Here is a 24,858-nt window from a genome sequence, read left to right as displayed (position 1 = left end):
CTCAAGATTAAGCATGCAAAACCACTACTCCGCCTTCTCAATTGCAATACCCAGCATCTTTGGCGGTTTTTCCCCAGCGCTCTGATTCGGATTGCATAAGCTTATTGGCCTGTGAGATTGAGCTTGGGGTTGGGTCAATTCCAATTCTCGTTAATCCATCTCTAGTAGCTTGAGTTTCAAGCGCCTTATTTAGACTTTGATTGAGTGTTTGCAAAACTACAGCATTGGTTTTCTTGGGTGCAACAATTAAATGCCACCCATTCATTACAACCGCATAACCTTGCTCTTGAAATGTTGGAATCTCTGGAGCGCTAGCAAAGCGTTGACTTGTAGTAATGCCGAGGATCTTTACTTTCCCACCAGCAGCCTGCGGGATCGCCACAGATAAAGGGACCATCATTGCCTGCACTTCATCAGCAGCAATCGCCGTAATCGCAGGAGCCGCACCTTGAAATGGCACATGAACCATTTGAATGCCTGCAACTTGATTGAATTTTTCAAAAGTAATTTGGGATGTGCTGCCAATACCCCATGAGGAGTAATTCATTTTTCCAGGGCTGCTTTTCGCTAACGCAACAAACTCCTTGAGGTTTTTTGCCGGTAGCTTTGGATTAACAACCAATGCAAAAGGAAATGTTCCAACTAAACCTACGGCAGTAAAGTCTTTGAGCGGATCGTAATTAAGTTTTTTATAAACATGGGGATTGATAGCAATACTTTCTGGGCCACCTAAAAGCAATGTGTAACCGTCAGCATTAGAGCGGGCCACATACTCAGCACCAATCACGGTGTTTGCACCAGGCCTGTTTTCAATGATGACGGCTTGACCGATTTGCTCAGACAAACCCTGCCCTATCGTACGCGCTGAATTATCAACATTACCGCCTGCTGTAAATGGCACTATCAAGCGAATTGGTCTATCTGGAAATGGAGCGCTATTTGCTGAAGCAGCAATACTGAGCGATAGAGCAACTAATAAGTATTTCAAGAATTTCATTCTTAATATTTTCCAGAAAGTAAGCCACCAAAATTCTCAATCCTGCTATCGACTTTAGCCACTTGAAGCGCATTCCACATTGTTGCTGCGATACTCGAGATTACAGGCTTACCTATTTCGGCTTCGCCTTGCGCGAGAATATCAACGGTAGGCATCCCAACACCGCTCACAAATACAGCATCTGCAGCAGAACTATTAACCTGATGTACCAGTTGTAATGCGCGCTCCGTAGTTTCATCATAGATATTGTTAACGCCCGGCAAATTACCAAAACTCACCACCTCAAATCCATATGCTTCTAAAAGATTCTTGCAGCGCAAGGTATTCTGTTCGCTATAAGGCGTGCCAAAAGCAATCTTTTTTGCCTTTAGGTGCTTGAGCGCTTTTACGACACTACCAAAAGCAGTAATAAACCCGAATCTCATATTGATCCTCTAGCTTTTCAATCAAGTGAGCCTCATTTGATTTACCAAGAGTGTAGCTACTAGCAGTATGTGCCATGGCTATCACAGCAGGCTTTACTAACTTAAGAAGTTCAATGTTTTCCGGCAAATGATCAATCTGTGTTTGATTGCGCTCATCCTGCCCTTCAAGGCTTCCAGTTTCTCCATGAGCCACCATCCTCGTAAAGTGAATAGAAAACTCTGGTGCTGTCATCTTGATGACCTCCCCTTCGGTATTGGGATTACCTGGTGGAATCAAAAAACCTAATCTAGAGAGTGTTTTATTCATCATTAGTCTACTCATCCTTCATATTGGCACTCTTCACAATTGGCTGCAGACGCTTTCTTTCATCATTGAGGAACTTGATGAAGTCTGCTTGTGAACCTGGTGCTGGCTCAATACCTTGCGGGATGAGTCTAGATTTAAGTGCATTAGTATCTAAGGCAGTCTGAATTGCTGCATTCATCTTTTGAATGACTTCTGGAGGTGTACCTTTCGGTGCAAAGAGACCTGCCCAGTGACCAATGAAAATGTTTGGGTAACCCAGCTCTTTAGTCGTTGGTACATTTGGTAAGCGGGTAATGCGTTTATTCCATGTAGATGCCAGCGGTCTTAGCTTGCCGCCCTCAATTTGTGGAAGCACTACTACACTAGCCTCTGATGTGGCATCGACTTGTTTGGACACCACTGCAAATACACCCTCTGACCCAGACTTGTAAGGAATGATTTCATAATTGCCACCGCCCGTATACATCTTGAGCATTTCAGCGACAAAGTGTGGGGTGCTACCTGAACCTGCCGTTGCGAATGTTACGCCTGGTTTATTTTTGGCTTTGGCTAGCAGCTCTTTAAAGCTCTGAATTGGTGAATCAGCGTTGACCACAATAATTGACGGGCTGACTGCCATCATGCCAACAGGCACTAAGTCATCCACCTTATAAGGCATATTGCTTCGAAGCATCGGGATAGTCACTACACCGCCAGCAGCAGAGACATAAAAGGTATAGCCGTCAGGTGCACTTTTAGCAACATAGTCTGCCCCTAGCACCGAACCAGCACCCGGCTTATTCTCCACAATCACCGGCTGCCCTAATTGCTTACTTACCCCTTCCGCTACGGCACGCGCCACTAAATCATTGGCGCCACCAGGACCAAAGCCTACTACAAACTTAATCGGATGATTGGGCCAAGGATCTGCAGCCATAGCACTTGCTCCAATTGCTACAAGGATGAAGGGAAGGAGAATTTTGGATAGTTTCATATTGGTCTTTTTGCTTATTTCTTCTGTATTCATTTTTGTCTATGATTTATTTTTGCTTTTTAGGAGAACTTCTTCTCCAGCGCATCAAAGTCTTCTTTTTTCACTACGCTCTGACGCTCTGCAAAGGTAGCAACTAATGCTGGGTCTTCTTTAAGTTCACCCGTTTTCTTCAGATGATCTAGGGCATTTGTCATGCCTCTTACTGCTCCTTGTAGTGCGGCATTTGCGTAGAGCACAATTCCAAAGCCCATTTCTGATAAGTCTTTTAATGGCAATGATGGTGTTTTACCACCAATTACGATGTTAATCAGCTGAGGGCAATACGTTTGCGCTGCAATGATCCTCATCTCTTCTACGCTCTCCGGGGCTTCGATAAAAGTCATATCAGCGCCTGCTTGCGCATAGCTTTGTGCTCGATCAAGCGCATCCTCTAATCCATTAATGGTGCGCGCATCGGTTCTAGCAATAATCAAAAAGTCATCATGAGTACGTGCATCGACCGCAGCCTTGATCTTGCCGCACATCTCTTCTTTGCTAATGATGGTCTTACCGGCAAAGTGGCCGCAACGCTTAGGTATTGCTTGATCTTCTATTTGGACAGCATTTGCACCAGAGCGCTCGAGTACTTTAATTGTGTGATGCACATTGACGGCATTACCAAAGCCGACATCGATATCCACAATTAAAGGAAGTTGGATGACATCGCGTATAGCAGCAGTGTGCGCTGCAACATCATTGAGGCTAATGAAGCCTAAATCCGGAATACCGTAAAACTGATTGGTAAGCCCTGCACCACTTAAATAGACTGCCTCAAAGCCAGCATCTTCAATCACTCTAGCTGCTAGGGCGTTGCCTGCTCCAGGAACTAGTAGCCCCCGTCTCTCATTAATGAGCTTGCGCAATCTCGTGCCTAAGTGCATGGGCATGGTAGTCTCCTTTTTACAGAATTATAAAGATGAACCGAGAGACAGATGCAAGAAAAACAGGTCGTCACTGGAATCGATTGTCATGCTCATATCATGGCCATAGATCTTCCTTTAGCCCCTGAAATTCACTCCCGCCCAGCTAGAGATGTGACTACCCAAGAATATCTTGCGGTACTGGGTGCACATGGCATCTCTCATGGAGTTTTAACAGCGCCGAGTTTCTATGGCTCTAACAATGCCCTTTTATTGGATGCGCTGCGCACTTATCCGAATCAATTACGCGGCACTGTCATTGCCGATCCGAATGTAGAGCAACTCCTATTAGAGCAGCAACTCTTGGCAATGCGTGAGCAAGGTGTTGTGGGTATTCGGCTTAACTGGATTAAGAAGAAAACCATTCCTGATATTGACAGCGTGCAATATCGAATCCTGCTAGGCTTGGCAAAAGATCTTGATCTTCATATTGAATTGTTTCTAGAGGACCATTTACAAGAACATGTGGTTCCGAAGATTTTGGCTAGTGGTGCCACCTTGGTTTTGGATCACTTTGGCAATCCCGATCCCAAGCTAGGCATTAACAGTACGTCTTTTCAGAATACCTTGAGGGCTCTTGCTGATGGCAATGCCTGGGTCAAGCTATCTGCGCCCTACCGCCTCGGCTATTTAGATGGTGTTGAGATACAGCCCTATATAGATGCTTTAGTGGCTGCCAACTCTCAACAGTTAGTCTGGGCTAGTGACTGGCCTTGGCTGAGCCATGAAAACCAATTTACGTATGCCGACTGTATTGACTGGATTAAATCGAGCATTACTGATCCTGCAGTATGGGAAGACATCTTGATTCATAACCCAAAAACATTGTTTCATTTCTAAGATAAGGTTCTGCAATGCGCTACTCACTTATTCAACAAATCGCAAAGAGCCTATTTAGTCTTGGCGTAATCTGTCTATTGCAAAATCCTTTGTCTGCCCAAACGGTGACGAAGCTCATTGTTCCAACCGCTCCTGGCGGTGGCACCGATGGTCTTTTTCGGGTTGTTTCAAAAGATGCACAACGTTTTATTGGAGGCCCGATTAGTATTCAGAATGTTCCGGGTGCGGGCGGCACCATTGGTCTTGCCCAAGTCGTGAACTCTACTCCTGATGGCTATACGCTTGCTGGTGTTTGGCCCTCTCCAGTTACTGTTGTTCCGCAAACCACCAAGGTGCCTTACACCCCTAGTGATTACATTCCGGTGATACAGCTCTCTACCGCACCCTATGTCTTTTGCGTTCATCCAGACTTTCCAGCTAACGATGGCAAATCCTTCATGGAAGAGTTACGCAAGAATCCCAAGAAATATACCTATGGTACTGATGGCCTTGGAGGCCCTGCACAGCTAGCCACTGAGCGCATCTTTAGACCACAAAACATTCAGGCGGTTGATGTTCCTTACAAAGGTGCCGGTGAAACTATTATTGGCTTCCTATCTAATCAAATTGATATTTATGTGGGATCTATTCCACCCGTGCTGCAGCATGCCAATATTGGCAAAGCTAAATGCCTCTTGGTTTCTTCGGTTAATCGAAATGCCCAGTTCCCCAATGCCAGCTCTTTAAAGGATATTGGCTTAGCTAAAGAAGAGACATTACTTTGGCGAGTAGTCTTGGCACCAAAAGGCACGAAGCCTGAGCGCATTAATCAAATTGCCAAGGCTTATAGCCAGGCCATGAAAGAACCCGATACTTTGCGTTACTTAGATGAGGTGGGTGAATCTTCTGCCGTACTGACCGGCAAAGAGCTACAAGACAAACTGAATCAAGAGTATGCGGCGTTTAGTCAGATCGCTAAGAGCTTGAATCTACGCTAGAGAATCTAGACTAGATATAGCCTTTACTAGGGAATAAGGAATCCGTGATTTCCTTATTCCCCTTCTAGGCCTACTGCGTATTCTGTGGGGCTGCTGCCCTTACTGCATTACTGATATCGACGATTAAAGATCTGCTTTATTTCACTGTCATGACGCTTCGTATTTTTCAACACAGCGCAGTAAGACAAAATCATGATGACTGCTAATGAGATGCCGTTAAAGTTGTTCATTAAGTTATTAATTACGTTCATTTGTTTCTCCTCTTTGCTATTGAATTTGCTGTTATGTGTTCAGATTAATGAGTCAAAAGCTCACAAAATGAGCTAGTAAAAAATTGCTGTTGATTTGTATTGTTTTGTTGTTTTTTCATGATGTTCTTATTTGATCCTTCTACCTCGCCACCGGTAACTCATCCCACTGTGTGGTGTAGTTCGGTGACTTGTTGTTGGATCGCATTTGCCATTCTTGTTTGGTGCCATTGGTTCCTGCCGCTGCTGATCGAATCACGGCGTTACCAAAGCGTGTATTGATCTGATCAACCGCCTTCATTAAGCTAGCTGACTTACCTTTGCTTTCCATGTCCTCAAAGAGGGATTGCTGCACGGTAGGCTTATCGCTGATGAGATTCAGAATGACACCAGCTTTCTTATAACGAAAGTTAGGCTGATAAATTTGCTTAAGGCCTGCTAAAGCGGCATTGGTTAATGTCAGCGTGTTATCACTTGCATCTGCCAGTGGGATGGTGACGCTTTGATGATGCTGTGGCTCATTTACCTTAAAAGGGTTTGTCTGAATAAACACGGTAAGCGCGCCCGTTACGCCGCTTTGAGCCCTTAACTTCTCTGCTGCTCTCGCAACATGGGTGGCTACCGACTCAGCCAGCTCTACATGACTAGTTACAAGCTTGCCAAAGCTACGTGAGGCAATGATTTGCTGTTTGGCTGGCGCTACCTCTTCTAGTTGCAGACAAGACACGCCGCGTAACTCATAGCAGAGACGCTCCATCACCACGCCAAACTGTTGGCGCATCGCTTGTGGTGAGGCCTGCAACAGATCAAATACGCTATGAATATGTTGGGCTTTGAGTTTTTTAGCTAACTGCCTACCAATACCCCACACCTCTGCAACCTCGGTCTCGCTCATCCATTGGTAGAGCTCTTCCTTATCCATGGCATTGACGTCACATACACCAGCAAACTGTTTGTGCTTTTTGGCTAAGTGATTAGCCAGCTTAGCCAAGGTCTTGCTAGCACCAATACCAACACATACCGGCAGGCCAGTGGTATCTTTCACTTGCTGTTTGATCTTCTGCCCCAACTCAATCGTATCTTGATGTTGCTTTAAGACCGTCTCGATTTGCAAGAAACTCTCATCAATACTGTAGACCTCTAAATTAGGTGTAAAGCCGCGTAATACCTGGACTACGCGGTTACTCATATCGCCATAGAGTGTGTAGTTAGACGAGTAAGCTTGAATACCATGCTTTCTGGCAAGTGCTTGCATCTGAAACCAGGGTGTACCCATCTTCACACCAAGCGCCTTAACTTCTGCGCTACGTGCTACTGCGCAACCATCGTTGTTCGATAGCACCACCATAGGTACCTCTTCTAACTTAGGCTGAAATACCCGTTCACAAGAAACGTAGAAGTTGTTTACATCGACTAAAGCGAATAGTGCATTCGTTGAGCTTGATGGGTTTTGTGACTGCATACTCATTGCTTGCCACCTTTGTTATATCTTGTGCTGGCATTACTGTACTTACGCACAACTCCAACGACTACTCCCCAGATTTGCAACTCACTACCCTCATTAAAAGTGATGGGTTGATAGTTCGAGTTCTCTGGTTGCAGTTCGATGCGACCACGTAATTGATAGAGGCGCTTAATCGTGTACTCGCCGTCTACTACTGCCACTACGATGTCTTTATGTTTTGGCTTGAGGGCTTTATCTACAACCACCTTGTCGCCATCGCAAATCCCTGCGCCCAACATCGAGTCCCCCTTCACGGTGAACATGAAGGTCGCTGGCTTGTTTTGAACGAGGTAATGGTTCAGATCCAGGCCGTCTTCAGCGTAATCTGCCGCCGGGCTTGGGAATCCAGCAGAAATTCGGTGGCTCAGCAGTTTGAGCTCATAGGCGGCAAAATGGCCTGCCAAGGCTTGTGGTGCCTGACTTAGGGTTACTTTTTGCTCGTTCATTTGCTGGTTCATAGTCATTAATATACTGTATGTTTATACAGTATATGTAAAAACCGCAAAAATGAGCCTGATTTTGTTGTTTTGATGCCTTGAGGGGGTATTTTGAGGCTTGCTAGCAGAACCTCTCTACTCATAAACCCCGAGTTCCTGAGCCTCTTTTTCTAGATAAGCGCCCCCATAATAGCTCTAGCAATTTACCTAAATTCCAATACAACCGATCACGGTGGGGGAGACAAATGAAGCTATTTAAGATTGCTTCAATTCCAGGCGATGGAATTGGCAAAGAAGTAATTCCTGAATGCGAGAAGGTATTAAACGCCTTAAGCAAAAAAACATCCTGAGATTGCTTTTGAGTTTGAGCACTTCGATTGGGGCGGCGACTACTACCGTAAGCACGGCATCATGATGCCTGAAGATGGTCTTGATCCCCTGCGCTCTAAAGATGCCATCTTGTTTGGTTCGGCTGGTGACCCAAAGATTCCGGATCACATTACGCTGTGGGGATTGCGTTTAAAGATTTGCCAAGGCTTTGATCAATATGCCAACGTGCGTCCTACGCGCATCCTTCCTGGGATCCAAACCCCACTGCGTAATTGCAAACCCAATCAGCTTGATTGGGTCATTGTGCGCGAGAACTCCGAAGGTGAATACTCTGGCTTAGGTGGCAGAGCCCATCAAGGCCACCCCATTGAGGTTGCTTCGGATATGAGCATCTTGACCCGAGTTGGGGTTGAGCGCGTGCAACGCTATGCCTTTAAGCTAGCGCAGTCACGCCCTCGCAAGCACCTTACCGTAATCACTAAATCCAATGCGCAGCGCCATGGCATGGTGATGTGGGATGAGATTGCCACGCAAGTAGCAAAAGATTTCCCAGACGTGACTTGGGATAAAGAATTGGTTGATGCTGCTACCGCACGCATGGTCAATCGTCCTGAGTCTTTAGATACGATTGTTGCTACCAACTTACACGCTGATGTGCTCAGCGACTTAGCAGCCGCACTCGCTGGCAGTTTAGGTATCGCACCCACTGGCAATATTGATCCCGAGCGTCGCTACCCTTCCATGTTTGAACCAATTCATGGTTCTGCTTTTGACATCATGGGCAAAGGTCTTGCCAATCCGATCGGCACGTTCTGGTCGGCTGTCATGATGCTCGACTTCCTAGGTGAAAAAGCGCTAGGCGCTAAGTTGATGGCTGCCATTGAAAAAGTTACGGCCAATCCCAAGCTACATACCCGCGACTTAGGCGGCACTGCCATGATGAGCGACGTTACCGATGCTGTCATTGAGGAGATCTCTAAATGAAGCTGCTCTGGAAAATTCTATGCTCACTAGTTATCAGCGCCTTATCTTTGGGCTTACTATCTATAGCTCAGGCGCAGCCCTTTCCAGACAAGACTATTCAGTACATCATCCCTTTCCCCCCAGCTGGGGAGTCTGATTTAGTCGCACGCTATCAAGCCGAGATCTCTGCCAAGAAATTTAAGCAGCCAATGATCGTTATCAACCGCGCCGGTGCTGGGGGCGCACTTACATGGAGCGCCCTCAATACTTATCCCGCTGATGGCACTACGGTAGTGGGTGTCAACGTTCCACATACGATCTTGCAGCCATTACAAGAAGGCATTCAGTACAAGACCGAAGATATTAATGCGATCTACTACTATCACTTCACGCCTGATGCTTTAATGGTATCTGCCGATAGCCCCTATAAAACCTTCCAAGAATTTATTGCGGCAGCCAAAAAAGATCCAGGCAAGCTAACCTTAGCTGGCTCGGGCCAATACTCTGCCAACCACATGGCTGTAGAGCGCTTAAACAGATTGGTGGGCGTGAAAATTGCTTATGTTCCCTTTAAAGGCACTGGTGATTTAGTTACCTCATTAATTGGCATGCACGTTGATGGCGCGATGGGTTATCTACCGCTAGCCATTCAGCAAAAAGGTAAGGTGCGCACCCTAGCCATCGCTACCGAGAAACGCAACCCTGCTCTACCCGACGTACCCACCTTTAAAGAGCTTGGTTTGAACTGGGTTGACGGTGCGTATCGTGGTGTTGCGGTACCCAAAGCGACCCCACTGGTATTGCAGCAGAAGATGTCTGATTACTTTGCACAGCTCAATGCCGATCCTGAGACTAAGAAAAAACTAGAGGAGTCTGGATTCGTATTGGTGGATATTCCTTTGGCAAAGATGCCTGCTTTTATGAAAGAGAAAACGGCCCAATCAATGGATGATGCTAGGAATGCAGGCATGATTAAGTAACGTTTTCTTTTTTGTCTGCCAACAAAAAACCACCGCTAGGGTGGTTTTTTATTGAGCGTTCGCTCTTTCTCATTGGTGCCTAGCAAAAAGCAAAGGCCAAGATTGCAGGGTCATCCAGAAACGCGTTAGACATGTAAACGCTGGCTCGGAAAAGCCAGGGGTTCACTACCTCAACGATTTCTGAAAGATATTGCATAGCGCTATTGTAATACCCTCTTAACCGCCCAAGTAATCTGCCTTACCAATCTCTACTCCGTTGTGGCGCAGGATGTTGTATGCCGTAGTCACATGAAAGTAGAAATTAGGGATGATCCAAGTTAATAGGTATTGCTCACCTACAAATTCAAAGTGCCATTCTTTGATAGAGAACTTAATCTCCTTAGCTTCAGTTCCATCCACTTGTGCAGGCTGAATAGTGTTAGCAAAAGCAATCGTTTTGGCGATACGCTCTTGCAACTCTGCAAAAGTAGATTCCTGATCATCAAACTTCGGTGGCTCTATACCAGCCAAACGTGCCATCCCATTCTTCACTTGATCGCAGGCAATTTGGACTTGCTTTGAGAGTGGAAACATATCAGGGGAAAGGCGATCACCTACCAATACTGCACCATCCACATTCTTAGCTTTAGCGAACTCTTCGCCTTTCTTCAGAATATTGGAAAGATTGGTCAGCATCTTAGTGAGCTGCGGGATTGATGCTTGATACATTGACATTGCCATAGTGATTCTTACTTTCTGTAGATGTTGCTGTTTGTAATGCTGTATTTAGTGACTAGTTAAATCCATTAGACGTCGTCCATAAAGCCGCCGCCACCGCCACTGTCATCCCAAGAACTGGAGCCGCCATCGTCCCAAGAGCTTGTATCGTTCACACCAAAGTTAGTTGCATCTGGAACTTGGCCGCCCACTTGGTTGAAATCGTTATTGACGCCAGGGTTCATGTGATTACCACCGCCCATCAGGTGGCTTGCCAATGCCTCACCTGCAACCATGCCAGCACCTAATGCTGCGCCGGTTGCCAAGCTCCCCATCAAGCCGCCGCCCATGCCTGAGGATGGTGCACCTGGATAACCTGGACCATATCCAGGAGCTCCTGGATATGGTCCATTAGCAGTTGGTGCGTTATAGACTTGTACCGGCTGCGGGCGCTTTCTCATAAAGAATACGATGCCTGCGATCAAGATTGCAATCAGGATCCAAAAGATGGGGCTAGTAAAGATAGAGCTTGCGCCTGTATTCGTTTGTACTGGCACAGTACCAGCACGTAACTGTGTTTGCAATCTCTGAACTGAATCCGGTTGAGCAAATGGCAAACCTGGTGCTAAGTTTTCTGCTTGAGTAAACGCATTTCTCGCGGCATCTAATTTGCCTTCTTTTAAGTAGAGCTCAGATGCGATGTAATGTGCTTTGCCGCTATTGGGATGATTTTTCAAGACCTCCTGCATCATGGCATCGGCTTTAGCTAACTGCCCTGCTTCAATTGCTTGATAAACCTCAGGCAAAGTAGGTTCTGCAAAAGCAAGGTTGCTTGTCAGCAATAGCGCACTTGCAAATACGCCAACAAACAACTTGAGTAAATTACGCATTTTCATCATGACTCCTAGTGAGATGTTTTGCTGCGATTTTTATTATCGCCAGTTTCGGTATTTTTGCTATTCCCTAGGTATATGGGGGCTTTTAGAGGAAATTCAAGGGTTTGGCTAGATGACTTCCTGGAGCCTGCCTTCTGAGGATATCAGGTAAGCCTTATTGGGCTTGTCTTTGCGGATGCGGGACAGTTCGACTTGATAGTTTTTGAGTTGCGCACGATATTTTTCATACTTCTCACTACCCACCTCTGGAATGGTGAGCTTGTAATCAATGATGGCAATGTGATCGCCCAACTCTACTAAACGATCTATACGGAAGCTCTTGCCTTTTTCACTGGCAACATCCAATTCATTCCAGGCGGCAATCCATTCACCTGAAGTCAGATAGGGTTTGAGCTCTACTGACTCCAAAACTGTCTTCGTGCGCTCAAGTAATTTCTGGGCATGCGTCTGATCTATTCCAAGCCAATTCATGAGCTCTTGTTCGCTAGGTATGGGAGCTTTTGTTTGATTGCTAGAGTCTGGGATTAAGAACTCTAGCAGCTTATGAAAGTGGGTACCCTCTTCTAAAATCTCTGGATCAGGCTCTTCTCTTGCCTGCTCTAATGATTTTGCAGCAAGCTCTTTAGCTAACTCGCCACTAACGATTTTGGCCAAATGGTCTTGATGGTCACCTACCGCTCTATCCCACTCAAGCTGGAAGTGATCCATCTTAAATGCCATGGGGCCGAGCTCTTCTTTGACCTCTTCTGTATTCGGCACAAGGTCCCCAAGCTTGAGCGCCTCTAGATCAAGCACCTTGATGCCGGCGGTCAATGCTTTGCCATACCAAGATTTTTCCTTAATGCCGTTATTGGAGTTAGATGCAACGCCGCTAATCCATAGTCCATGCTTGGCTCTTGTCATTGCCACATACAGTAAGTTCCAATTCTCATTTAGGCTAACTTCGCCCTCCTTCTTAAACACCAAGCTTCGATCGCCCGTTAATGTTTTAGAGGTATACAAGGAAAGATGGCTTGGGCTAGTTTTCTCTGGCGACCAATCTAAGAGCACGCCTCGATGTGGCGCCCGCCACTCCGTATTATTGGCATCTAACATGATGACAAATGGCGCTTCCAATCCTTTGACACCATGAATCGTCATCAAACGAACGCGGCGATGTTGATCTTCCTCAGACATCTCACCATCAATCTCAACATCCCCAATGTCATCGTTAGCATCAGACTCGGCTTCCGCCTCTACATCTCCCTCATCTGGCGTTTCATCATCATCACCACGACGCATCGCATTCATCTCATCAATAAACCGACTCAAACTTGGGTAACGACCGCCATCCTGATTTAAGGCAAGCTCTAAGAAAGCATCTAAATTAGCCAATACTTGGGCACGTGCCAGGTTTTGGGCAGTAGTTGCATAACGAACCCGCAAATTACTCTCGTGATAAATCAAATCCAATAAATCATGTACTGGCAATACCTCACCTAAGCCGCGCCAGTGCTCTAAATACCGCGCAGCCTTTTGAATCTCTACACCGTGATTAGTTTGCAAAGCGTCCCACCAAGTTGAGCAACCGTTACCAATGCTCTTAGCAAGCTCCTGCATTTGCGCTTCAGTAAAACCAAAAATGGGGCTGCGCAGTACTTGAGCCAAAGGCAAATCATGTCTTGGAGAGACCAGCACTGTTAGTAATGCAATTAGATCGTCAATCTCTAATGTATTTAATAGCCCGCCCAAACGTGAGCTGTCATAAGCAAGCCCCGTTTCGCGTAAGGCTTTTTCATACTGAGGTAGGTATTGGCGTCGCTTGACCAATAAGATGAAATCACTACCTCTTGCTGGCCGCCAAATATCTTTTCCGTCTTTCTTATCCATCACTTGGCGCGTGGCCATGATGTGATGAATTAATCGACTAATGGCTTTACCCTCTTCATAACGCTGCTGAACACCGGTAGTTTGACCAGCATCTTCAATCGGCCCCTCCAAGGCTGAACCAGAGCGCTCTGCAATCACTGGCTCTACACGAGGAATTAAGGGTAATAGATAGGCTTCGCCTTTAGCTGCAAACTCTTGTTCTGGCAGGCCAGGGAGGGTGGGCTTCCAAGCTGTTGACTGTTTTGTGAATCGATAGCTCTCCGGCAAAGATCCAGATAGAAAAATCTGATTAACTGCATCATTAATTTCAGGGGCATTGCGGCGAGTCTTGTTCTGATACAAAGCTGCCGCTCCAAGTTTTTCTTCTAAAAAATCTCGGGCACTATCAAACAATCTTGGATCAGCACGACGGAAGCGATAAATAGACTGCTTCGGATCGCCCACAATGAAGACACTTGGCATTGAACCATCATCACCATAGCCGGCTAACCAAGAGCGCAAGATTTGCCATTGCAATGGATTGGTATCTTGAAACTCATCAATCAGAATATGTTTGTAACGAGCATCTAAGCGCGCCTGCAAATAGGCTGCATTGTCAGAGCTTGCCATGAGCTGGCTAACGCCAATCTCCAAATCATCGAAATCACGCACGCGCATGGCTTCTTTAGTCTTCTCCATATGGGCTAACATCGCCTGACTCATTGCAAACCAAGCATCATTTAATTGATGAATCAAATGCTCGCTCTGCCATGCAAATAGGGCCTCATATGCCTGCACCCAGCCATTACGAATGGCGGTAATTTCGGCAGGATCCTGACCAATCTTATTGAGATACTTCAACATTGGAGCTGAAGTCTTTTGAATATCAGCTAAGGGGCTACGTTTTTGAGTCAGGAAATAACTTTGCCATTGATCGGCGATCTCCATTACGGATCCACCAGCTGCATGATGCTTCATCACCTCTTCTATATAAGGTGCATTTCCTATTTGAGTTGGTGTGCCATTGCTAAAGCATTTATAGAGTATTTCAAGATTAGCTTTAGTTTGCGGCTGTTGCCAATACTCCTCCAGGGGATTATCTTTCCCCAGATGTGGAAGAATTTTATCTAGACACTGAATCGGTGTAAGGCCCTGCGTATTGCATGCGTCTTGAAAAAATGTCCATGCGCCTCTTTGCTTGAAGAGGCTGTAATTTCCCATTAGAAATTTCTGTGTTTCTACTGCACCAAACTCCTCCAATAGAACGTCATAGTGCTTTTGAAGATCTTTCGGTAAATCTCCCCACCAATCTGCCATGCATTCTTCTTGCAAGCGCTTGGCGTCTTCTCGCAAGCTAAAGCCAGGCTGGACTTCAGCCGATACAGGAGCGGCGCCCAAGAGTCGGCCAAACCAACCATGGAAGGTGTCAATCACAATCGCTTGTGGGCTTGCTAATACCTTTAAGTAGAGGCCTCTAGCTTGCGGTAGCAAAGCACTGGCTTCAATTTCCTTAAGCCCTCTTTCAACTAAATGCTTGGTTAAAGCTGCATCATCGCTAACGGAAAACTCTTCCAATAATTTATACAAGCGGTCACGCATCTCTTGAGCAGCTTTGCGAGTAAAGGTCAGCGCTAAGATTTCTTGAGGTTTAGCCCCTGCTAACAATAGGCGAACCATACGGGCTACTAGAAGCCAGGTCTTACCACTGCCCGCACAAGCAGAAACAATCACTGTTCTTGCAGGATTACAGGCGATGGCGTTATCGAACTCTTCGTTCACCACATCCCCTTTCTGCAAATGCCTCGTGCCTCGCAGTACTGACAAACACTATCTGGCGCAAATGCCTGCATTGGCTTGCGTGCCCACAATGCATTTAAGTCTTGAACGATCTGCTCAGAAAATTGCTCCATCAGTTCCGGCATATTCTCGATTGGATGAGCGCGAATATTCTTTTCTTCGCCCTTATTCAATTCAGCTTTCAGAGTTACCCACTCTGCCTGCTCAACTGTGCGCCCAGGCAGATGTGCCGCAATGGAATTCTCATTAGCACCGCGGGCATAAATTAACAATTGCGGATCATCCAAAACGTTTTCAGCACGATTGGTGATCTTCTTCATATTCTGATTTTTATAGTCCATGACTGCAGCTACTGACTTATCAGATACGTGAATATCGAATCGATCAGCACGTCCGGCAATCCGAATTTCTCTTTCCACACCATCAGGATCAGTCAGTATTAAGTTAAAGCCCACTGTTAACTCAGCATCGTGATAGCGCCAGCCAGCATTCTCCCGCTTTAACTGCCAGTCTACAAAGCTTGGGATCTGTTTTTGCCAGTCTCGTAAGGTGCCCAATACCCTGGCATCACCCGCTATGAGTCTTTCAAACTCTTTTTCGGAATAATGCATTAATTGATCAATCATCCACTGACGTCTAGCATCATCACCAGCATGAATGAAAGAATGGGGTTTCTTCTCTTCCGTTTTGAGAGCTTGAAAAAAGTTTTTCAACAGCGCATGCAAAGTCTGACCAGCCAAAGAAGCATCAAAGCCCTCTTCAAACTCTTTCGCCTTGCGCAAACCCAATAAACTACTGACGTAGTAGCGATAAGGGCAATCGCGCAAAGCCTTGTAGGCGCTTGGTGAAACAGTCGTTGGGATTGCTAAATCCTGATCGGGCGTACTCACCGCCATTCGAATGGGTTGTGATTGGCCTTCATAAGGCTTTAGCTTTGGCTCTAACACTTCTAGCGGGGTTTTCTTAAGCGCTACTTGCAAACGTTGTATCCAAGCTGATGGCCTTAAAGGTTCGCCACTTTTACTTTTACTTTGCCAAAGTAAATCTACGTTTTTGCATGAGACAAGCAGCTGGGAAAGATCTCTAGCTTGTTGTACATATTGCGCAGCAATCGTGGAGGACTTGAGATAACGATTTAGTGCATCTGAAAAGAATAGTGGTGGCTCTGAAAAAGCAGGTAATTGCTGCTCATCACATCCCACTACCACCACGGCATCAAATTCACGCAGTCGTGTTGAGCTCAAGGGCAAAATACTTAATGTTGCCTGAGCCTCTTTACCAGCCTCTTCGTAAGAGGCTTCTTCAATTACGGTTTTCAAGAGGCTTAGCCATTCTGGCAAACGCATCTTCAATTCTTGATATGGGCCATTACTTAAATCAAAGCGCTGGAGAACTTCGAGCAATTGCTTGCCAGCAGCATCTTTCTCCAATCGCTGAAACATACCCGTCTCTTGGAGATTGTCTTGTAGCTGACTATAGGCATCCGCGCATTCTAGGAGAGCTTGTTGCCATTGGAAGTGCAGCCTTTTGACAAACTGGATTAGCTCTATCAATTGCTCATTCGGTGAGCCGCCATGACTTACTGCATAAGCATTAGCGCGCTCTATCGCTGCCATAAATGTTTCCCAGCCGGACTTTGCTTGGCTAGCGACCAAAATATCTTCTAGTTTCGCAAGCAAGCCAACGCAAACTTCAGGCGTCTTTTGAAGGCTGTGAGCAAGATCAAAGTAAGGGTTCTGTAAAAACTCGAGCAAGATGCTGGCACTTGGCCCTTCTTTAGGCGCACGAATCAGCTCTAACAAACTATCAAATGCTGCAGCAGCTCGAGTGGTTGATAACTTCCAACCCGTTTCATCTCGAATACGCAGGGAACCGCCAAGGCGACTTAAGAGCGCACGAGCGCGGCGAGCGGCTAAGCGATCTTGCGCCACTAAAGCAATATTTTTCTTGTCAGCAATCAAATGAGATTCGATTGATTTGGTTGCAGCCCATGCCAACTCTTCAAAACGGTTTGCTGCAAGCAAGCGCCAACCATCATGAACGCTGGTTTGGATATTGGCTTCTATTTGATGTTCTTCTGCCTCGTTAACTGAGGAAATATCGCCTTCCGCGTCTAGACCGCTAAGGGCTTCAGCCCATAAGGCAACCGTAGTCCAATCTAAATTGACACGAAACACTGGCGCCCATTGGGCGTAGTCGACTAAATACTGATCAATTAACTCTTGATCAATCGGCTTTGGATCGGCAGTCTGCACCCAGATAAATGGACGAACTGCTGTCGTGTCTTTACTTGCATTGTCTTTTGCCATTTGCAAATGAGTGGACATGGCTAGATGTTTACGAATGACTGGGTCGCCTACATTGGTGAGGTAGCGCCAAAACGCCAAAAGAACTGCAGACTCTTCATCCACGACATTTTTAGATAAACCTACATATGCTTTTGCGACTGCTTGATCTAAAACGTACTCTACTTTTTTAAGCCAGACTTCAGTATCCAGTGAATGGCTATTTAGTAAGTCATTGAGTTCACCTTGCAACTGCGGCACAACTAATTCAGACAATGCATCGCATGCATCAATGACTGCTTGCGCTAAACCCCAAGCACCCGCTTCACTCTCCGCTTTAAACCAAGCTTGCAATTTTTTGTGTTTACGCAAATTCACAAACACTGCTAACCATCTCTCTAAATCCGTTTGTTTCTTGGGAAACTTCCATGAGCCTGGTGCTGCTTCCAACCAATCGGCAAAGCTGATCACTTGCGGTAAGAAGGCAATCTTCGGATCAAGATCTGGGGGACGATATTTTTCAAGTGCTGCCCTGATGCCAATTAGAGGACCTGCAGTGCTAAGCACCACTAAGGGGCGCTGTTTGGTTTGCATTGCACAATTCCAAATACCCATTGCTAACTGCTCTAGCGCACTTGCATCAGGCGTGATTGCCCATGATTGCACTTGCTTTTGATCCGAAATGGTTGGAAATGGCTGCGGCATGAATTGAGTAATTTATCTATTTTGAGCAGAATGTTTCGCTTATTGCTAATATAAGCGCTGTAACGCAATAACTAAATAAGCCTAAATAAGGAATTTTCATGAGTGCCGGCATTAAATATGTAACTGACGCCTCTTTCGAACAAGACGTCCTCAAGTCCGATAAACCTGTACTACTCGACTTCTGGGCTGAGTGGTGCGGTCCTTGCAAAATGATTGGTCCAATCCTGGAAGAGCTTTCCGGTGAGTATGGCGACAAGTTGCAAATCGCAAAAATGAACGTTGATGAGAACCAAGGCGTACCTGCCCAGTTCAATATCCGTGGCATTCCGACTTTGATCCTATTTAAAAATGGCACTGTGGCTGCTCAAAAAGTAGGCGCTTTGGCCAAATCCCAGTTGACTGCATTTATTGATAGTCATCTGTAAATAGTCTCAGACCACAGGTTCACCAGTTGAGCCTGTGGTTTTTACCTGTTTCTAATGCTTGTCAGACCCGTTTTTTAGTGTACTATTGCATTTAACAGTAGTTCAGCGCTTTCTCTAAAGCGCTCCTTTCCAGCAATTTACCTCCCCCTTCTTTTAGCAAACTCCAAAAATTCTGTTTTTCCATATCTGCGTGATCTAAATCAGCGCAGCGATACCCCAAAACACAATCCCCTTATTCATTTTTATCTTTATCAACACCCGAGAACCACATGCAATTAACTGAACTCAAAGTCCTCCACGTATCCGCTCTGCTTGAAATGGCAGCTAGCCTGGAGATTGAAAACACCCAACGGATGCGCAAACAAGAGCTGATGTTTGCCATTCTGAAGAAGCGTGCGAAAGCGGGTGAAACTGTTTTCGGTGACGGCACTTTGGAAGTCTTGCCTGACGGCTTTGGTTTCTTGCGCTCTCCTGAAGCCTCTTACATGGCTTCACCTGATGATATCTATATCTCCCCTGCGCAGATTCGTCGCTTTAACTTACATACTGGTGACAGCGTGGAAGGTGAAGTACGTACTCCTAAAGATGGTGAGCGTTACTTTGCATTAGTCAAGGTAGACAAGATCAACGGTTTGGCTCCTGAGGCCCTCAAGAACCGCATCATGTTTGAGAACTTAACGCCTTTGCACCCAAACCGCGTAATCAGCCTCGAGCGCGATATCAAGGCCGAAGAGAATTTGACTGGCCGCATCATCGACATGATCTCCCCTATTGGTTACGGCCAACGCGGCTTGATCGTGGCATCACCTAAGTCTGGCAAGACAGTGATGATGCAGCACATTGCACACGCGATTGCAGCCAACAATCCTGAAGCTATTCTCATTGTGTTACTCGTTGATGAGCGCCCTGAAGAAGTGACTGAGATGCAACGTTCCGTGCGCGGTGAAGTTGTGGCCTCAACTTTTGATGAGCCTGCTGTACGTCACGTGCAAGTTGCCGAGATGGTGATTGAAAAAAGCAAAACGCTTGGTAGAGATGGGTAAAGATGTCATCATCTTGCTTGACTCGATTACCCGTTTGGCACGCGCCTACAACACGGTTGTGCCTTCATCAGGCAAAGTGCTTTCTGGTGGTGTGGATGCCAATGCATTGCAACGTCCAAAACGCTTCTTTGGTGCAGCTCGTAATATTGAAGAAGGCGGTTCATTGACCATCATCGCTACCGCCCTGATTGAAACTGGTAGCCGTATGGATGACCTCATTTATGAAGAGTTCAAAGGTACCGGCAACATGGAAGTTCACCTTGAGCGTCGCTTGGCTGAGCGTCGTGTTTACCCATCGATAAACCTCAATAAGTCTGGCACCCGTCGTGAAGAGCTCTTGGTTAAAGCTGAGAATCTTCAGAAGATCTGGGTATTGCGTAAGTTATTGGCCGATATGGACGATATCGAGGCGATGAACTTCATCGTAGACAAGCTTAAATCGACTAAAAACAACGGCGAATTCTTCGACCTGATGCGTCGCGGAGGCTAATTTAGAGGTCTAGAGGGCTGTTTTAGCCCTTTTTAGACCCTAAAGATGCGCTTTGTTGTTGATTTCATGGCATAATTTCGCCTTTGTTGCACCAATTATTGCTTTTAACTTGGGTAAGTATTTAGGTTGTTTTAACTTAAACGGCTACCCGCTCATAGGACTCAAAATGAAACCTGGCATTCACCCCGAATATCGTGAAATCGTCTTTGTAGACGTTTCCAATAACTTCAGCTTCAAGACTCGCTCCACAATGTCTACTAAAGAGACAATCAAGTGGGAAGATGGCAATGAGTATCCATTAGCCAAGATCGAGACTTCATCTGAATCACACCCTTTCTACACTGGTACCCAGAAAATCATGGATACCGCTGGTCGTGTTGAGAAATTCCGTCAGAAATTCGGTACCAAAGCTGTTGCTAAGGCTTCCGGAGATGGCGCTGCTAAAACAGCTGAGAAAAAAGCTGCTGCTGCAGAAGCTAAAGCTGCTGAAAAGCCAGCTAAGAAGAAGGCTTAATACACCTCATATTCGCAGGGTATGGAAATGCCCTTCTCTGCGAGATAATCAAGGCAGCGTTTGCTGCCTTTTTTATTGTTTGTTTTACTTAACTTAAGTTCATGGTCAAACTCACCGCCGCCGCTACTAAATCAATTCCGCGCATTATTATTTTTGCGCTGACTTTGGTTTATGGTTTTGCCGGTTTGTTCTTTCGCGACCCTTGGAAGAATGAGGATGCGATTGGCTTTGGCGGCATGTGGAGCTTATTCCGTGGTAGTTCCATTGATTGGCTCGTTCCCCACTTAGCTGGTCGCGATATTTCCTTAGGTACTCCACTCCCTTATTGGATGGGCGCTACTCTGATTAAGTTATTTGGTGGTTTCATTGGCGCTGCCAATGCTGCGCGTTTGTATTCTGCAATTTGCTTCTTTGCAGCAGCCCTAGCGATTTGGTACACCACTTATTTATTAGGTCGTCGTCGTGAAGTGCAACCCATGGCATTGGCTGTTGGTGGCCAGCCCGATATGAAGAGCTATGGCATGACCCTGGCTGATGGCGCACTTCTCATCTTCTTAGCTTGCGTTGGTCTTGCACAGCGCGCTCATGAAACTACACCAATGATGGCGCAACTCATGGGCATCAGCATCGTGCTCTACGGCACAGTACGGGGCTTAGACAAACCGTGGCAAGGTGGCTTGTGGACCGGCCTTGGTATGGCGATTGTGGCACTCTCTAGCAACCTGACTTTAAGCCTCATCATTGTTAGCTCCACTATCATCGCCGTCATTGCAAGCAACGCAAAACTTCGTTTTCGCTGGACCTTAGCGAGCACTGTTTTAGGTTTAATCGGTTTTGCAGTATGGCCAGCACTTTGGTATCTCGCCGATCTGCCGATTGGATGGCGTCATATCGCCGAAGAAGGTTGGCGCAATATGCCAGAGATGCGCTCCACCCCTTCAATTGAGTCCTTGGGTTTCCTGAGTGTGAACTTTTGGGCTTATGCCTGGCCAGTATGGCCCTTAGCAATCATCTCCTTAGCTCACTGGGGTCGCGCTAAATCTGCTGGCGCCTGGAGAGCTCCTCATCTTTGCATTCCGCTCAGTTTATTTATTGGTAGCTTAATTTATGTGCTGTTTCGCCTTGAGGCAAATGAGCATGACCTAATGATCCTCATTCCAAGTCTCTCGATTATTGCCGCCTTTAGCTTGCCGATCCTCAAGCGCAGCATGATTAGTTTTATTGATTGGTTTGCCATGTTTAGCTTTACGCTCATTGCGCTGGCCATTTGGATTATCTGGTTGGCCAAAGTCACTGGTTATCCAGAAAGCACCGCAGCCAATATTGCTCGATTGCTCCCCGGCTTTGAAGGTCAATTTAATTGGCTTGCTTTTATCGTAGCGCTAGCGATTACTGGTGTCTGGCTCTCCGTTGTTCGCTGGAGAACTTCACGCGCCCCTAAGGAAATCTGGCGTTGCTTAATTATTTCCGCCTCAGGTACAACTTTGATGTGGGTATTGCTGATGACCTTGTGGCTCCCAACAATTAACTACGCCAAAACATATCGCATTGTTTCTGCACGCCTTTCGCAAGTGGTTCCTACTGGCGGGGGGTGCATCAACACAAGCAATATCGGTCCTGCTCAGCTAGCCTCCTTTGATTACTTCACTAAGTTGACTTTGCTTGATGATCCTAATTGCCCTTGGATGCTGACACATAACCAATCAGAAGCACAAGCTTACGCACAACTGAATAATAAAAAACTGCATCTCTTATGGGAAGATCGTCGTGCTGCTGACCGAGATGAGCGCTTACGACTTTACGAAGTAACTTCGGAATAAAGGCGTGTTGCACTTTAAGCTATCGCGCCTGCGCGAAGATATCCCCGCATTACTGAAGCTTGCTGGCCCTTTATTGATTGGTCAATTGGCCGTTATTACTTTCGGTGTTTTAGATACCGCAATGACTGCGCGCTATTCTGCCGAGGATCTAGCGGCATTAGCAATGGCCTCCGCCATCTTTATTAGTATCTATGTGGGTCTTACTGGTGTGGTCTCTGCGCTTGCCCCAATCGCCGGCCAACTCTTCGGTGCTAAACGCTATAGCGAAATCGGAGAAGAGGTGCGCCAAGCGACATGGCTCGCTTTAGGTCTAACTGTACTTGGGTGTTTTATTTTGCTCAATGCAGATCATTTATTGGCGATCTCACATATGAGCCCAGATATTGAGGGTAAGGCTCGCCTCTATCTCAACATCTTGGCGCTCGGTTTGCCCGCCAGCATGGGTATGCGCGTCTTAATGGCCTTACATAACGCGGTCTCTCGCCCTGCCGTAATCACCATAGTGCAATTAATTGGCTTAGGGCTCAAACTGCCTTTAAATCTACTCTTTATCTATGGTGGTTTTGGCATCGAAGGTATGGGTGGTCCTGGCTGCGCAGTTGCCACCGTGATCATTAACTGGTCCTGGCTGTTAATGACACTCAGCTTTGTCTTACTTGATCGCTTTTACCGCCCTTTCAATATTTTTGAGCGTTTTAGCTTGCCCGATTGGCATCGCATTTGGACTTTACTCAAGCTAGGCGCTCCTATTGGTTTTAGCTATTTGATTGAAGTGACCTCGTTTACCTTCATGTCTTTATTTATTGCACGCTTAGGCACCACTGCCCTAGCGGGTCATCAGATTGTGGCAAATATGGGCACTGTGATTTATATGGTGCCACTATCTCTGTCTATTGCAACCATGACTTTGGTTGCGCAATCGATTGGCGCCAATAAACCAGAACGTGCCGAAGAGATTGGTTGGTCATCCGTCTTCTTTACAACTACTTTGTGCATCATGATTGGTATTGCTGTCTGGGTGTTCCGTCTGAAGTTGTTGGATTTATATGATCCACCAGCAGCAGTGAAGGTATTTTCAGTGCCGCTTTTTTTGTTCATTGCTTTTTATCAAATCTTTGATGCGCTGCAAGTGACTGCCGCATTTATTCTGCGCGCTTATCGGATTGCGTTTTGGCCAATGCTGATTTACGCAGGATCACTCTGGGGTGTAGGCCTTGGTGGTGGCTACCTGATGGGCTTTAATGTATTGGGTAATACGCCAACATTTTTGCAAGGTGCAAATGGCTTTTGGGCTGGCAATAGCATCAGTCTAGGATTGGCTGCTTGCCTGCTTCTCTTCCTATTTAGAAAAACGGCGGAACGTTATGAAAAAACGCATCCGCCGCTTGAGACTTAGAGAGCTACTCTGTCTTAGCGATAGCTTGGGCCTGGAGCAGGTGTCGCATAGCTGGGAACCTGATTACCTTTAGAGTACATACACTGCTGATAAGCGATGTTGTATTGGTTCTGCGCTTGATTTTCTTTTCCGGATGCATTCATGGCCCCAATTGCAGCGCCACCCAATAATCCGACTCCCGCACCTGTACCAACACCTGTATGACTGCCGCCGCCAATCACCGCGCCAGCAGCCGCGCCCAGAGCAGCAGCCACAGCAGCACTAGTAACACCCTCTTTTAGCGCTGCATTACTAGTGTCTTTCACTGCATTGGCAGCGAACTCACGACATACCTGATCTTCTTTTTGGAACACCTCAAATGGTTTTCCATCGCGCGGCATGATAGCCACTGTCGGGCCGGTTGGTGCAGATACGCAAGCAGTTAATGATGCAAGAACGGATGCAGTCAATACTGCAGTGCGAGCAAATCGTTTCATATCTAATCCTTTATTACCCTGAATAATTATTCTGAACTTCTGGAAGTTTAGTACTGCGGGCCTCTAGGCTGTGCATTACTTGTGGGTGGCGTTGCAGGCTGCGCTTGCCATCCAGAAGGGCACTCTTGTGCATAAGGGAAATATTTTCCACTAGCTTGGCAGTAATACCAAACTGTAGGCTGAGCTTGCGCTGCCAACACCATTGGTTGTGGAGGAGGCATATAAACGACTGGGGGTGCATATGCTACTGGTGGAGCATAGTAACCAGCATAAGGACCGTAATAAGCACCGCCATAGGCCCAATTACCACGCCATCCTGGACCCCAACCATGACCCCAACCTCCACCATAAGGGCCATAGGCCGCTGGACGCCAACCACCACCGTAGCCACCACCCACCGAAACATTCCAGCCAACATTACCCGCTTGGGCAATCACCGGTGAGGTGGCTAATAAGGCCACCAAAGCAACGCCTAAGATGCTGAATTTATTGATTTGTTTCATGATCGACCCCCATATATTTGGTCT

Annotated in this window: 21 protein-coding genes and 2 pseudogenes; 9 read left to right on the top strand and 14 right to left on the bottom strand. The window is 46.4% G+C overall.

Annotation, left to right across the window (positions count from 1 at the left end; genetic code table 11):
* Positions 1 to 37: 37 nt before the first annotated feature.
* Genes A9236_RS03590 through A9236_RS03570 form a run of 5 tightly spaced genes read right to left on the bottom strand, consistent with a single transcriptional unit; the run spans position 38 to position 3,628 of the window.
* Positions 38 to 988: a tripartite tricarboxylate transporter substrate binding protein gene (locus A9236_RS03590; RefSeq protein WP_161485602.1), complete on the bottom strand. Its 951-nt coding sequence runs from the start codon at positions 986 to 988 to the stop codon at positions 38 to 40.
* Between the two features lie 11 nt (positions 989 to 999).
* Entirely contained in the window at positions 1,000 to 1,422 is a 423-nt protein-coding gene (locus A9236_RS03585) for a hypothetical protein (RefSeq protein WP_071467791.1), read from the bottom strand.
* A complete protein-coding gene (locus A9236_RS03580; protein WP_071467790.1) occupies positions 1,391 to 1,729 on the bottom strand; it encodes a hypothetical protein in 339 nt (112 codons plus the stop codon). The genes A9236_RS03585 and A9236_RS03580 overlap by 32 nt, the downstream gene beginning before the upstream one ends.
* Before the next feature lie 7 nt (positions 1,730 to 1,736).
* Positions 1,737 to 2,702, bottom strand: a complete 966-nt coding sequence (locus tag A9236_RS03575; protein WP_071465923.1) for a tripartite tricarboxylate transporter substrate binding protein — start codon at positions 2,700 to 2,702, stop codon at positions 1,737 to 1,739.
* Positions 2,703 to 2,761: 59 nt separating this feature from the next.
* Positions 2,762 to 3,628, bottom strand: a complete 867-nt coding sequence (locus tag A9236_RS03570; RefSeq protein WP_369821178.1) for an oxaloacetate decarboxylase — start codon at positions 3,626 to 3,628, stop codon at positions 2,762 to 2,764.
* 45 nt (positions 3,629 to 3,673) lie between these two features.
* On the opposite strand from A9236_RS03570, the gene A9236_RS03565 reads away from it, so the two are divergent.
* Complete coding sequence (locus tag A9236_RS03565; RefSeq protein ID WP_071465475.1) at positions 3,674 to 4,501, top strand: amidohydrolase; 828 nt, start codon at positions 3,674 to 3,676, stop codon at positions 4,499 to 4,501.
* 14 nt (positions 4,502 to 4,515) lie between these two features.
* On the top strand, positions 4,516 to 5,478 hold the full coding sequence (locus A9236_RS03560; protein ID WP_083393483.1) for a tripartite tricarboxylate transporter substrate binding protein: 963 nt from the start codon (positions 4,516 to 4,518) through the stop codon (positions 5,476 to 5,478).
* Positions 5,479 to 5,585: 107 nt separating this feature from the next.
* On the opposite strand, the gene A9236_RS11150 is transcribed toward A9236_RS03560, so the two are convergent.
* The 3 genes from A9236_RS11150 to A9236_RS03550 form a co-directional block, all read right to left on the bottom strand.
* A complete protein-coding gene (locus A9236_RS11150; protein ID WP_201721712.1) occupies positions 5,586 to 5,729 on the bottom strand; it encodes a hypothetical protein in 144 nt (47 codons plus the stop codon).
* Between the two features lie 139 nt (positions 5,730 to 5,868).
* Complete coding sequence (locus tag A9236_RS03555) at positions 5,869 to 7,194, bottom strand: Y-family DNA polymerase (protein ID WP_201721711.1); 1,326 nt, start codon at positions 7,192 to 7,194, stop codon at positions 5,869 to 5,871.
* The gene (locus A9236_RS03550) at positions 7,191 to 7,694 is read right to left on the bottom strand and encodes a LexA family transcriptional regulator (protein ID WP_083393482.1); all 504 of its coding nucleotides are present in this window, start codon (positions 7,692 to 7,694) and stop codon (positions 7,191 to 7,193) included. The genes A9236_RS03555 and A9236_RS03550 overlap by 4 nt, the downstream gene beginning before the upstream one ends.
* Before the next feature lie 218 nt (positions 7,695 to 7,912).
* On the opposite strand from A9236_RS03550, the pseudogene A9236_RS03545 reads away from it, so the two are divergent.
* Both A9236_RS03545 and A9236_RS03540 read left to right on the top strand, forming a co-directional pair.
* Positions 7,913 to 8,981 (top strand): annotated as a pseudogene (locus tag A9236_RS03545) (tartrate dehydrogenase).
* On the top strand, positions 8,978 to 9,940 hold the full coding sequence (locus tag A9236_RS03540) for a tripartite tricarboxylate transporter substrate binding protein (RefSeq protein ID WP_071465471.1): 963 nt from the start codon (positions 8,978 to 8,980) through the stop codon (positions 9,938 to 9,940). The pseudogene A9236_RS03545 and the gene A9236_RS03540 overlap by 4 nt, the downstream one beginning before the upstream one ends.
* 216 nt (positions 9,941 to 10,156) lie before the next feature.
* Here A9236_RS03540 and A9236_RS03535 read toward each other — a convergent pair whose 3' ends face one another.
* The 4 genes from A9236_RS03535 to A9236_RS03520 form a co-directional block, all read right to left on the bottom strand.
* Positions 10,157 to 10,660, bottom strand: coding sequence for a DUF1993 family protein (locus A9236_RS03535; protein WP_071465470.1), 504 nt, complete (start codon positions 10,658 to 10,660; stop codon positions 10,157 to 10,159).
* 65 nt (positions 10,661 to 10,725) lie between these two features.
* Entirely contained in the window at positions 10,726 to 11,532 is an 807-nt protein-coding gene (locus A9236_RS03530; protein WP_071467789.1) for a tetratricopeptide repeat protein, read from the bottom strand.
* A gap of 108 nt (positions 11,533 to 11,640) precedes the next feature.
* Positions 11,641 to 15,159: an exodeoxyribonuclease V subunit beta gene (locus A9236_RS03525; RefSeq protein ID WP_236638686.1), complete on the bottom strand. Its 3,519-nt coding sequence runs from the start codon at positions 15,157 to 15,159 to the stop codon at positions 11,641 to 11,643.
* Entirely contained in the window at positions 15,156 to 18,167 is a 3,012-nt protein-coding gene (locus A9236_RS03520; RefSeq protein WP_071465467.1) for a PD-(D/E)XK nuclease family protein, read from the bottom strand. Before A9236_RS03520 ends, A9236_RS03525 begins: the two co-directional genes overlap by 4 nt.
* Positions 18,168 to 18,265: 98 nt before the next feature.
* Between A9236_RS03520 and trxA the strand changes: the two genes are divergently transcribed.
* The 5 genes and pseudogenes from trxA (at position 18,266) to A9236_RS03495 (ending at position 23,855) form a co-directional block, all read left to right on the top strand.
* Entirely contained in the window at positions 18,266 to 18,592 is a 327-nt protein-coding gene (trxA, locus tag A9236_RS03515; RefSeq protein WP_068948270.1) for a thioredoxin TrxA, read from the top strand.
* A 269-nt stretch (positions 18,593 to 18,861) separates the two neighbouring features.
* Positions 18,862 to 20,125, top strand: a pseudogene (gene rho / locus A9236_RS03510) (transcription termination factor Rho).
* 166 nt (positions 20,126 to 20,291) lie between these two features.
* Complete coding sequence (locus A9236_RS03505) at positions 20,292 to 20,639, top strand: type B 50S ribosomal protein L31 (protein ID WP_068948267.1); 348 nt, start codon at positions 20,292 to 20,294, stop codon at positions 20,637 to 20,639.
* Positions 20,640 to 20,740: 101 nt separating this feature from the next.
* Positions 20,741 to 22,459, top strand: coding sequence for a glycosyltransferase family 39 protein (locus A9236_RS03500; RefSeq protein ID WP_071465466.1), 1,719 nt, complete (start codon positions 20,741 to 20,743; stop codon positions 22,457 to 22,459).
* Positions 22,460 to 22,463: 4 nt separating this feature from the next.
* The gene (locus tag A9236_RS03495) at positions 22,464 to 23,855 is read left to right on the top strand and encodes an MATE family efflux transporter (RefSeq protein ID WP_071465465.1); all 1,392 of its coding nucleotides are present in this window, start codon (positions 22,464 to 22,466) and stop codon (positions 23,853 to 23,855) included.
* Between the two features lie 14 nt (positions 23,856 to 23,869).
* Here A9236_RS03495 and A9236_RS03490 read toward each other — a convergent pair whose 3' ends face one another.
* Together A9236_RS03490 and A9236_RS03485 are read right to left on the bottom strand one after the other, a co-directional pair.
* Positions 23,870 to 24,331, bottom strand: coding sequence for a hypothetical protein (locus A9236_RS03490; RefSeq protein ID WP_071465464.1), 462 nt, complete (start codon positions 24,329 to 24,331; stop codon positions 23,870 to 23,872).
* Between the two features lie 47 nt (positions 24,332 to 24,378).
* Positions 24,379 to 24,834, bottom strand: coding sequence for a hypothetical protein (locus A9236_RS03485; RefSeq protein ID WP_071465463.1), 456 nt, complete (start codon positions 24,832 to 24,834; stop codon positions 24,379 to 24,381).
* Between the last annotated feature and the right edge of the window lie 24 nt (positions 24,835 to 24,858).

Source organism: Polynucleobacter sp. QLW-P1DATA-2, assembly GCF_001870365.1.
In the GTDB taxonomy this organism is placed as follows: domain Bacteria; phylum Pseudomonadota; class Gammaproteobacteria; order Burkholderiales; family Burkholderiaceae; genus Polynucleobacter.
This window is presented reverse-complemented; position numbering and strand designations above follow the sequence as displayed.